This is a genomic window from Bradyrhizobium sp. Ken51, assembly GCF_055807435.1.
Genome location: NZ_JBVVPB010000002.1, coordinates 577,576 through 586,673, shown reverse-complemented (window position 1 = coordinate 586,673; position 9,098 = coordinate 577,576). Strand labels below are relative to the sequence as shown.

The following is a 9,098-nucleotide window of genomic DNA, read 5'->3' as shown; positions in this document are numbered from 1 at the left end:
GGCGCGACTAACCTCGGTGAAGGTCTTGTCGAGGTTTTTGATATGAGAGCGGCGACCCGGCTTGCGATGGCTCTGAGTATGAGTGCGGTGCTGGCAAGCCAGTGTGCTCCTGCCCTGGCTGCGCAAGCCTATGAGGGGTTCTGGGCGTCAACCAAAAAGGATTGCCGCGACCAGGACAGTGCCAACCGCATGAGCATCGAAGGCGGCAACCGTCTCTATTGGTACGAAACCCGGTGCCGCGCCAGTGAGATCACTGCCGACGGGAAGCTCGCCTGGAAAATGAAGCTCGCCTGCGAAGGTGAGGGCGAGAAGTATCGCTCCAGTCCCCGGGTTTCCATTGCAGCGGATGGCAAGCTGGTGATGGACAACAGCCCGGTCGGGCCAGGAAAGCGCCAGACCTACGTGCGTTGTGAAATCGCAAAACCGCGGTGATGCCCTTACGCCTTCCCCGGCCATTTGGCGCGATAGCGGATTTCGCTGCCGTCGGCGAGCCGTCGCCACGTTCCGAACTCCGGCGTATGCGGAGCCCAGGCCGTCAGTCCGATCGGGTACACTCGGCTGGGCTGTCCCTGGATGTTGACGGCGAGCTGCCGGTGCGAGGTTCGGAACGCCAGTTCGACTTCGCCTGCGATAACGGGCTGATCGCCGTCACGATGGAAGCCGGTCGGGTTCAATTCGCCCGGCATGGTGTTGAGGTCGGTCTGCAATTCGATAGTGATGTCTTGCGGTGATTTCGGCACCGTTGCGCCGGCCGGAAGGCGAACCTCGAACACGAGCAGGGGAGTGGCGCCGTTCCGGTTGAGCCAGGGTGTGGCCGTCATGTACGCGACGCCCATGTAAGTGGCCGCAGCGGCAACGCAGAGCAGGGCGACGACGCCGAGCGACTTCAGGCTGTTGCGCGCGAGACCGCTATTGCTTGCATCCGCGCCGGAACGTGTCACCAGCCAGCTGGCAAGCACCACGCCAGCGATCGCTCCGATGGGTGAGTAGACGAACAGTGCCAACAGGCCAGACGTGATCGGGTCCGCCCGGTTGCCCAGATCGAGCAGTGAAAACAGCACAAAGGTCGCGACATAACCTCCGACCGCACCGGCAACGCCGGCAGCAATCCGCGACGAATTCTTCATGTCTGCCTCGACGTCCAGCAATGAACTGCCTGCGTTAGACGCAGCAGGCTGGTGACTTGTTCAATGCTTTCAGGGGACCGCGCGGAGCGGCGAGCCGCTCCGGCTGCGTCACTTCGCCACCACCTCGGGCACCCTGCCGGCCGGTGGGGTGTTGCGGCTCCGCTGGGTGCGCACGATACCGTCGATAATGGTCATGCCGATGCCCGGGAGGTCGCCGAGCTGCACGCTCTCCAAAATGTTCTTGCCGGCCGAGTGCTGCGCCTTGTCCATGATGACGAAGTCGGCGGAACGGCCAACTTCGATCAGGCCGCAATCCAATTCGCGCATCCGCGCCGTGTTGCCGGTGGCAAGGCAAAACGCGACCTCGGCCGGCAGGTCGCCAAGCGAGGACAGCATCGAGACCATCCGGAGAATGCCGAGCGGCTGTACGCCGGAGCCGGCCGGCGCGTCGGTGCCGAGGATGACGCGATGCAGATCGCCCATCTCGCGCGCGATGCGCAACGTGAACAGCGCCGAGCGCTCATTGCCGTTGTGCACGAGTTCGAGGCCGCGCTTGCAGCCCTCGCAGATGCAGCGGATCTGGTCGTCGGGAAGCGCCGTGTGGCCGCCATTGATGTGGCCGACCACATCGGTGTCGGCCTCCAGCACCACGTCCTTGTCGATCAGGCCGGAGCCCGGAATCGAGGGACCGCCGGTGTGGATCGTGCTCTGGATGCCGTATTTGCGGGCCCAACCGACCATTTTTCGCGCGGTGGGGCCGTCCTTGACGCCGCCCAGGCCAACTTCGCCGAGCAGCTTGACGCCGGCTGCGGCCAACTCCTTGAAGTCCTCCTCGACCATCTCGCATTCGATCACAGGCGCGCCGGCGTGAACCTTCACGCCGCCAGGCCGCAGATTCCAGAATGCGCGCTGTGCGAAGATCGCCATCGCCTTCAACCCGACGACGTCGCGCGGGCGGCCGGGCATATGCACCTCGCCGGCGGAAATCATCGTGGTGACGCCGCCATGCAAATTGCTGTCGATCCAGCCGATCTGGTTCTGGCGAGGCGTCCAGTCGCCTGCAACAGGGTGGACATGGCTGTCGATCAGGCCGGGCGCCACCGTGGTGCCGTTGGCCTCGACGATGGCGGTCGCGCCTTCGGTGTTGAGGTCCTTGAAGCGGCCGATCGCGGTGATCTTGCCGTTCTCGGCGACGATGGTGTCGCCGTCCAGGATCGGCTTTTCCAGCGCGCCGGACAGGATCAGGCCGATATTGCGGATCACGAGCTTCGAGGGTCCGGTGGCCTGGGGTGCGTCATGCGCCATGGAATGGGTCCTTGTCCTTAACTGCAACGCTTCCGATCTTGGGCAGCCTTGACCGCGGGATCAAGCCGGATTATTCATTAGTATACAAATGATCGTGTACAAACGACGCATAGCTGCCGCCTTGAGAACCGCCACGACGCGCCACGGAAGGGTGAGATGAGCAATTTCAATCAGGAAGCCGTCTTGAGCGTCCACCACTGGACCGACACGCTGTTCTCCTTCAAGACCACCCGCAGCCCGACCTTCCGCTTCCGCAACGGCGAATTCACCATGATCGGCCTTAAGGTCGGCGAGAAGCCGCTGCTGCGGGCCTACAGCGTCGCCAGCGCCAATTACGAGGACACGCTGGAGTTCTTCTCGATCAAGGTGCCGGACGGCCTGCTCACCTCACGGCTCCAGCATCTGAAGGAAGGCGACGAGATCATCGTCAGCCGCAAGGCCACCGGGACGCTGGTCATCGACAATCTGGAGGACGGTCGCAACCTCTACCTCATCGGCACCGGTACGGGCCTTGCGCCGTTCCTGAGCGTGATCAAGGACCCCGAAACCTACGAGCGCTTTGAGAAAGTCGTGCTGCTGCACGGTTGCCGGCACGTGAAGGAGCTCGCCTATGGCGAGATGATCACCGAGACGCTGCCGAAGGACGAGCTGATCGGCGAGTACATCCGCAACCAGTTGATCTACTATCCGACCGTGACGCGCGATCCCTTCCGCAATCGCGGCCGCATCACCGACCTCATCACCTCGGGCAAGCTGTTTTCCGATATCGGCCTGCCGGCCCTGGAAGCCGCCCACGACCGCGTCATGATATGCGGCAGCCCGGCGCTGGTGGCGGATACCCGCGTGCTCCTCGGCGAGCGGGGGCTGATCGAGGGCAATCACGGCGAGCCGGCCCAATTCGTCGTCGAAAAGGCCTTCGCCGAGCGCTAAGCCCGGAACTCCCGCGCAAGAAGACCGTATTTTCGCCTCCGGGCGCCCGTTGCGGCGCCGATTCGGCACGCGATACACTGCGGGAGCGAATCAGCGGAGTTCCCCCATGGTTGCGGACAGCGACAGCAACATCGCCTGGCACCGGGTTCAGTTGAAGAAGAACCGCGCCGAGTTGAAGGCGCTCGAGACCGCGCGCTTCACGATGGGCGAGATTGCATCTTCGAAACGGAACGGCCAAACCCAGAAGGCGATCGGGGAATTCAAGCGCAAGATCGCGCAGTCCGAGCGCGCCATCGCCGATCACGACAAGCGCACGCGCCGTCCGCTCACCACCGACCTGCAAAGCCTCAGCAAGGGCAGCTGGAGCAATTGGGACGCCTACACCAATCAGCAGCAGCGCAAGATCGGCCCGCGTTCGCCCGGGCGGGGGTGAGACTCGACTCTCACGCCTGCCACCGATGCCGAAGCGGAGGTTCCGTACCCCTTGCGTGGGCAATGACACGCACCATCTCGCTGAGACGCCATCAACCGCTCCGGTGATCACATGGCACCACGCCTCGATTTCACCAGCGAGGCCTTCTTTCGCGATCCTCCCAAGGCGATCGCAACGTTGCGCATGTCCGGTCCTGTGGTCGCGGCGCGATTTCCTTTCGTCGGCGACGTCTGGATCACCACGACCCATGAGGCCACGGCGCAAGTCCTGAAAGACGGCGCCGATTTCACGCTGCGCAAGGAGGATGGCGACGTCGCAGGTTTGCGCTGGTGGATGCCGAACTACGTCAGAACCATCGCCAGCAACATGCTGACGATGGACGAACCGGACCACACGAGGCTACGCAGCATCGTGGACGAGGCCTTCCGCCGCCGCGCGATCGTCGCGATGGAGCCGCGTATCCGCGCCGTCGCGGATGGTCTCGCCGACGAGCTGTTCTTGGCGGGAAGCCCGGCCGATCTCGTCCAGCGCTATGCCCGCATCCTGCCGCTCGCGGTGATCTCCGAGCTGTTGGGATTGCCATTGGCCGATCGCTCTCGCTTCATCGCCTGGGCCAATACAATGTCCTCGCTCACGAACGTCGCCAGCTTCTTCCGCATGCTGTTCGCGTTCCGCAAGATGCGAGCCTATCTCGAACGGCAGTTGCAGATTGCCCGCGTGCGGGGCGGCGAGGGCCTGATCGCGGAGCTGGTCCAGGTCGAGCGTGAGGGCGGCCAGATCACGCCAGACGAAATGGTGTCGATGGTGTTCCTGCTGCTCGCGGCGGGCTCGGAGACCACCACGCATCTCATCAGCGGTTCGGTCTACGAGCTCCTCAGAAATCCTGGCGTCCGCGACTGGCTGGCACAGGACTGGAGCCGCGTCGGACTTGCGGTGGAGGAATTCCTGCGCTTCGTGTCGCCGGTGCAGTTCTCGAAGCCGCGCTATGTGAGGCGGGATATCGAGCTTGCGGGCGTGCGTCTGAAGAAGGGCGATCGCGTCATGGTGATGCTCGCCGCCGCGAACATGGACCCGGCGATGCATGATCGTCCCGAGAGCCTCGATCTCGCACGCAAGCCGAACCGTCACATCTCCTTCGGAACGGGAATCCATTTCTGCCTTGGCCATCAGCTGGCCCGGATCGAGGCAGCGTGTGCCCTGGAAGCGCTGTTCGTGCGATGGCCGAAACTTGGCTTTGCTGTGGACGTGTCTCAGATCCACTGGCGCAAGCGACCCGGCATGCGTGCGATCGCGAACCTCCCTGTCGTGCCGGACGGCTACAGAGCACAGGCGACAGCGTCAGCTGAATCGATGATGGTTCGTTCCCGGCCAGCGGCGTGCTGAGACTTACACGCCCTCGGAAATTTTTCTGTACCCGGTCGCTAGGAACGGCATGTCGCTGCTTTAGTTGTTTTTGGGACATCGGAAGCCGGATGAGTTCCTCCGGTCGATGTCGCAGAACCAACATCAGGAGACAGCATCATGACTGGCAAGATGCCACCTGTTCCCGCCGAGAACCAAAGCCCGAAGGGAACCGGCGACGCCAAGCAAGTGTCCTCGACTGCCCCGCGCGGCCAGCAGCGTGCGCAAAATCCGGATCAGCAAGGGCAGCAGGGCAACATCAAGCAGAACACCACCAACCAAGGCTATCAGCAAGATCGCTGAGGAGCGGACTTTCATGTCGACATCCACCAAGACACCGAACAGCATCCGTCAGGGCGGACCTGGCGCATCGCACGAGAATGCGAAGACACCGCTCGAAGTGAAGAAGCCACCGGCGGACGACCCGCAGCGCAAGCACAGCCGCGTCTCCGGCGGAGGTGGCGAGCACGATTCACACCACAGGCATGACGAGGCCGGAAAAGGCGGAGGCAGGTGAGACATGACCAGTAAGCAACCCAAACTCTACGCACCGACCGAAAAGGATCTGCACGACAACCCCATGATCGGTGGATCGAAAGGCGCAACAATGGCCGGTATCTCGCCTGAGGACCTCGAGGACGCCTTGGGCGAGAACACGATCGAAGGCGACGTCGAGAACGACGTGAACGCCGCTGGCGGTATCGACAAGGACGTCGCACGCAGTGGCGCGCACCGACGAGGCCGCTAGCTCTGGAGGACAAACATGCAAGGCAAGAAGACCCACGAGCAACAGGTTCGCATCCTCGAGCGCAAGCCGGATGTTCCAGACGCGCGAGAGCTTGAACGGGCCCTCGGCCACAATCCGGAGGACACGGCGGTTCACCGAGCGCGACCTGAGGCGCGGCAGAGTGAATTTCCGGTGAGCCGAGGCGGCCTCAACCAGGAAAGCGACCACAACAAGCACAACGATTCCGGCCAGAGCGGCCACAAGCCGCCGAAACCAACGCCGGCACAGCAGAAGCACTGAGCCTCACGGGCGATCAAAGCAAGAGGAGAAAAAGATGCCAGGTGGTCATGGCAGCAAGACGCATTTCAGATCGGGCATGCACGGCAAAGGCGACGGCACCGGCGCCATGACGGACGTGCCCAAGGAGAAGATCGGCGACAACATGGTGCTGTCAAACCGCGACAAGGCACAGCACTCGGACATTCGCGGCATGGACGGCAAGTCGATCCAGACGGATCAATATCAGGATCACTCGGCTAACCGGCTCGATGAGGAATCGAAGGACGGCGATACCTGAGAGAGGCGCTCCTCCCGCTAAACTTGCGGACCGGTCTTCAGCCGGTCCGCTTTTTTGTCGGCCCGAGATCACGCTCCCAGCCGAACACGGAGCGGCCGTCGAGATCGGGCGAGGCCGCACGCTCTCCGGCGATATAGGCTTCGACCGACGGCCCGTGCGCGGTTCGCTCCAGCCGCCGCGCCTGGTCGTCGACGCGCTTGATGGCCTGCATCTCTTCCTCGCGTCCGAGCTTTGCGTTCTGGATCGCGCCCTTCAGCACGCGAATGGTCTCGTCGTAGACCTTGATCGGGACAGGGTAGGGATGCCGGTCCTTGCCGCCGTGGGCAAGCGAGAAGCGGGCGGGATCATTGAAGCGGTAAGGCGCGCCGTGTACGACTTCGGCGACCATCGCCAGCGAACGCACGGTACGCGCGCCAACGCCGGGCGTCAGCAGCAGCTCCGGAAAATCGACCGGGCCGCGCTCGGCCGCGGCCGCGAGTGTGCCGTGCAAGCGGCGCGCGAACACATCTTTTGGCCGGACGTCGTGATGCGCGGGCATGATCAGGTGCGGCAGCATCGCCTGAGCGGGCTCGGGCGCAGTCCCGGCGAGCCGCTCGAATTCGGAAAGGATGCGATCCGGGCCGAGATCGCTGAGGAGCTCAAGCTGCGCGGTGCGCGAGATATCGGCGCGATGGTCGGTGAGATTGACGATCTCGCCCTGCAGCGGCCCGTCGATCGCGCTGTGCGGCGTATCGACAAAACTCTTCAGCGCCTCGGAATGCCAGTGATAGCGGCGAGCCTGTCGCTTGTCGCCGTTCATGCCCTGCTGCACCACAGTCCATTTGGCGTCGGCGGTGACGAAGAAGCCGTGCAGATAAAGGTCGAAACCGTCCTGGACCGCGGCGCTGTCCACCTTCGCCACAAGGCGACTCGCACGCGTGAGCTTTGCGCCGTCGAAGCCGACGCGGTCGCCGAGCTGCATCAGTTCGTCCGGGGTCTTGCGCGAGTGCTGGCCACGCCCGCCGCAGACATAGATTCCGAGCTCATCCTGGAGGGGGCCTAGACCTCGCTTCAGCGCGCCTATCACTGAGGTCGTGATGCCCGAGGAGTGCCAGTCCATCCCCATCACGGCGCCGAACGACTGGAACCAGAACGGGTGCGAGAGCCGCTGGAGGAATGCATCGCGTCCGTAGTGATGCACGATCGCCTGCGTGACGATCGCGCCGAGCGAAGACATGCGGGTCGCCAACCAGGGTGGAACCCGGCCGGTGTGAAGAGGAAGGTCGGCGCTGCCGGTCCGTCGAGTCATGATTGCTCAGAAATAGCGCAATTCGACGACGGATGCACCAAGGGGATGCTGCATTGCACCGAGTGCGGGAGCGAAGCCGCTCTAAATGCGTTGAGCGCGGACGCTAATGCAACGCGGGGAGACGCATGAATCTGCAAGCAATTATGGCCGACCTCGACGAGATGCTTGGCTGGGTGCCTTCCTGGTTCGTCGGTCTCAGCTTGATCGTCATCGCGATCCTGCTTGCTTTGTTCCTGTATCGGGTCGCGGTATGGCTCCTCAATCGTGCCTTCGGAACCCGCCTCTCTTTGCTGGCTGTGTTCATCGAGCGTACCGCAGGTCCAGCTAGGTTAGCCCTGTGTCTTGCTGCGGTTGCGCTGGTTCTGCCGCTTGCGCCGCTCGACGACATCATCCGCACGCCGCTGATGCGTGTGTTCGTCGTGGCTTTCATCGCCCTGATCGGCTGGATATCGATCCGGATCGTCGACATGAGCGCGGCGCGCTATCTCCAGAACTTTCGTGACGTCACCGAGAATCTCGTTGCGCGCAAGCACGTCACGCAGGTGCGGGTGTTCAAGCGGGTCACAGACACCATCATCGTCGTCATCACGGTGTCGACTGCGCTGATGACGTTCGATTCGGTGAAGCAATACGGCGTCAGCCTGTTCGCCTCGGCCGGCGCAGCCGGTATCATCGTTGGTCTTGCCGCCCGTCCGCTGCTGAGCAACCTGATCGCGGGCTTGCAGATTGCGATCACCCAGCCGATCCGCATCGAGGACGCCGTGATCATCGAAAACGAGTGGGGCTGGGTGGAGGACATCGCCTCGACCTATGTGGTGATCCGGCTGTGGGATTGGCGCCGCATGGTGGTGCCGCTGTCCTATTTCATCGAAAAGCCATTCCAGAACTGGACCCGCGACACCGCGTCCCTGATCGGCGTGATCGCGCTCCACGTCGATTATCGCGCCGACGTGCCGCGGATCCGGCGCTGGCTGGAAGAAGCAGTGAAGGAGTCCAAGCTCTGGGACGGCGAGGTGGTCAATCTCCAGGTGATCGACGCGGATTCTCGCACCATCGAACTTCGCGCCCTCGTCAGCGCCAGGAACGCGCCGCAGTCCTGGGATTTGCGCTGCGAAATGAGAGAGAAGCTCATCGCCTTCATCCGCGACGAGATGCCGGAAGCGCTGCCGCGCGAGCGCGCAATCCTGATCCCGTCGGGAGGAGGCGATGACGATGCCGATTTCGTGCGGCGTTCCGCGCCGCCCGAGAAGATGCGCGCGAGCGCACGCAATTGACTTACTCGCGCGTCGCGTTCGTGGCCGCGAAAGCCT

13 protein-coding genes are annotated in these 9,098 nt (G+C 63.3%); 10 read left to right on the top strand and 3 right to left on the bottom strand.

The genetic code is table 11. The features are described 5' to 3' along the window. The first annotated feature begins 42 nt into the window (after positions 1–42). Entirely contained in the window at positions 43–432 is a 390-nt protein-coding gene (locus AC0L27_RS06470; RefSeq protein WP_354204259.1) for a hypothetical protein, read from the top strand. 5 nt (positions 433–437) lie between these two features. Here AC0L27_RS06470 and AC0L27_RS06465 read toward each other — a convergent pair whose 3' ends face one another. Continuing rightward, a complete protein-coding gene (locus AC0L27_RS06465) occupies positions 438–1,127 on the bottom strand; it encodes a hypothetical protein (protein WP_354204257.1) in 690 nt (229 codons plus the stop codon). Positions 1,128–1,235: 108 nt separating this feature from the next. Beyond that, positions 1,236–2,432, bottom strand: coding sequence for an amidohydrolase family protein (locus AC0L27_RS06460; protein WP_354204255.1), 1,197 nt, complete (start codon positions 2,430–2,432; stop codon positions 1,236–1,238). Positions 2,433–2,588: 156 nt separating this feature from the next. Here AC0L27_RS06460 and AC0L27_RS06455 point away from each other — a divergent pair, with 156 nt between their 5' ends. From AC0L27_RS06455 to AC0L27_RS06420, 8 genes are all read left to right on the top strand, one after another. Beyond that, positions 2,589–3,362: a ferredoxin--NADP reductase gene (locus tag AC0L27_RS06455; protein ID WP_354204253.1), complete on the top strand. Its 774-nt coding sequence runs from the start codon at positions 2,589–2,591 to the stop codon at positions 3,360–3,362. 106 nt (positions 3,363–3,468) lie between these two features. Further along, a complete protein-coding gene (locus AC0L27_RS06450; RefSeq protein ID WP_354204251.1) occupies positions 3,469–3,795 on the top strand; it encodes a hypothetical protein in 327 nt (108 codons plus the stop codon). A 111-nt stretch (positions 3,796–3,906) separates the two neighbouring features. Further along, entirely contained in the window at positions 3,907–5,178 is a 1,272-nt protein-coding gene (locus tag AC0L27_RS06445) for a cytochrome P450 (RefSeq protein ID WP_354254193.1), read from the top strand. A 138-nt stretch (positions 5,179–5,316) separates the two neighbouring features. Further along, positions 5,317–5,499 (top strand): hypothetical protein, encoded by a 183-nt coding sequence (locus AC0L27_RS06440; RefSeq protein WP_275167399.1) that lies wholly within the window; start codon positions 5,317–5,319, stop codon positions 5,497–5,499. 13 nt (positions 5,500–5,512) lie between these two features. Continuing rightward, positions 5,513–5,713 carry a hypothetical protein gene (locus AC0L27_RS06435; protein WP_354055569.1) on the top strand — a complete coding sequence of 67 codons (201 nt, stop codon included), beginning with the start codon at positions 5,513–5,515 and terminating at the stop codon, positions 5,711–5,713. Between the two features lie 3 nt (positions 5,714–5,716). Next, positions 5,717–5,944 (top strand): hypothetical protein, encoded by a 228-nt coding sequence (locus tag AC0L27_RS06430; protein ID WP_275167397.1) that lies wholly within the window; start codon positions 5,717–5,719, stop codon positions 5,942–5,944. A gap of 15 nt (positions 5,945–5,959) precedes the next feature. Beyond that, entirely contained in the window at positions 5,960–6,223 is a 264-nt protein-coding gene (locus AC0L27_RS06425; protein WP_007608913.1) for a hypothetical protein, read from the top strand. A 34-nt stretch (positions 6,224–6,257) separates the two neighbouring features. Further along, positions 6,258–6,500 carry a hypothetical protein gene (locus tag AC0L27_RS06420; RefSeq protein ID WP_354204245.1) on the top strand — a complete coding sequence of 81 codons (243 nt, stop codon included), beginning with the start codon at positions 6,258–6,260 and terminating at the stop codon, positions 6,498–6,500. Between the two features lie 37 nt (positions 6,501–6,537). Here the strand turns inward: AC0L27_RS06420 and AC0L27_RS06415 are convergent, their stop codons facing one another. Further along, positions 6,538–7,788, bottom strand: coding sequence for a DUF763 domain-containing protein (locus AC0L27_RS06415; protein WP_354204243.1), 1,251 nt, complete (start codon positions 7,786–7,788; stop codon positions 6,538–6,540). A gap of 125 nt (positions 7,789–7,913) precedes the next feature. Between AC0L27_RS06415 and AC0L27_RS06410 the strand changes: the two genes are divergently transcribed. Further along, positions 7,914–9,062: a mechanosensitive ion channel family protein gene (locus AC0L27_RS06410; protein WP_354204241.1), complete on the top strand. Its 1,149-nt coding sequence runs from the start codon at positions 7,914–7,916 to the stop codon at positions 9,060–9,062. Positions 9,063–9,098: the final 36 nt, after the last annotated feature.

Excerpts from the sequence above, each read along its gene's own strand:
- AC0L27_RS06440 (WP_275167399.1), top strand. The coding sequence starts at position 5,317 with ATGACTGGCAAGATGCCACCTGTTCCCGCCGAGAACCAAAGCCCGAAG.
- AC0L27_RS06420 (WP_354204245.1), top strand. The coding sequence starts at position 6,258 with ATGCCAGGTGGTCATGGCAGCAAGACGCATTTCAGATCGGGCATGCAC.
- AC0L27_RS06450 (WP_354204251.1), top strand. The coding sequence starts at position 3,469 with ATGGTTGCGGACAGCGACAGCAACATCGCCTGGCACCGGGTTCAGTTG.
- AC0L27_RS06455 (WP_354204253.1), top strand. The coding sequence starts at position 2,589 with ATGAGCAATTTCAATCAGGAAGCCGTCTTGAGCGTCCACCACTGGACC.
- AC0L27_RS06470 (WP_354204259.1), top strand. The coding sequence starts at position 43 with ATGAGAGCGGCGACCCGGCTTGCGATGGCTCTGAGTATGAGTGCGGTG.
- AC0L27_RS06430 (WP_275167397.1), top strand. The coding sequence starts at position 5,717 with ATGACCAGTAAGCAACCCAAACTCTACGCACCGACCGAAAAGGATCTG.
- AC0L27_RS06460 (WP_354204255.1), bottom strand. The coding sequence starts at position 2,432 with ATGGCGCATGACGCACCCCAGGCCACCGGACCCTCGAAGCTCGTGATC.
- AC0L27_RS06435 (WP_354055569.1), top strand. The coding sequence starts at position 5,513 with ATGTCGACATCCACCAAGACACCGAACAGCATCCGTCAGGGCGGACCT.
- AC0L27_RS06445 (WP_354254193.1), top strand. The coding sequence starts at position 3,907 with ATGGCACCACGCCTCGATTTCACCAGCGAGGCCTTCTTTCGCGATCCT.
- AC0L27_RS06415 (WP_354204243.1), bottom strand. The coding sequence starts at position 7,788 with ATGACTCGACGGACCGGCAGCGCCGACCTTCCTCTTCACACCGGCCGG.
- AC0L27_RS06425 (WP_007608913.1), top strand. The coding sequence starts at position 5,960 with ATGCAAGGCAAGAAGACCCACGAGCAACAGGTTCGCATCCTCGAGCGC.
- AC0L27_RS06465 (WP_354204257.1), bottom strand. The coding sequence starts at position 1,127 with ATGAAGAATTCGTCGCGGATTGCTGCCGGCGTTGCCGGTGCGGTCGGA.
- AC0L27_RS06410 (WP_354204241.1), top strand. The coding sequence starts at position 7,914 with ATGAATCTGCAAGCAATTATGGCCGACCTCGACGAGATGCTTGGCTGG.